This window comes from Aliivibrio sp. S4MY1, assembly GCF_028765545.1.
Lineage (GTDB): Bacteria > Pseudomonadota > Gammaproteobacteria > Enterobacterales > Vibrionaceae > Aliivibrio.
The window spans coordinates 1-207 of record NZ_JARACP010000089.1 but is presented as its reverse complement, the minus strand read 5'-3'; the positions used below and the strand labels follow the sequence as shown (position 1 = coordinate 207).

At 49.8% G+C, this 207-nt stretch carries 1 tRNA gene; it reads right to left on the bottom strand.

Features of this window, described 5'->3' with window-relative positions:
* Positions 1-72: 72 nt before the first annotated feature.
* A tRNA-Glu gene (locus PVK71_RS20460) sits at positions 73-148 on the bottom strand.
* Between the last annotated feature and the right edge of the window lie 59 nt (positions 149-207).

The following is a 207-nucleotide window of genomic DNA, read 5'->3' as shown; positions in this document are numbered from 1 at the left end:
GTCGTGCAGGATTCGAACCTGCGACCAATTGATTAAAAGTCAACTGCTCTACCAACTGAGCTAACGACCCAATGGTATCCCGTAGGGGAGTCGAACCCCTGTTACCGCCGTGAAAGGGCGGTGTCCTAGGCCTCTAGACGAACGGGACACTGGATATTTGAAGGTGTTGGGCACCTTCTATTGCTTCTTTACGTTTTTAACCTAATC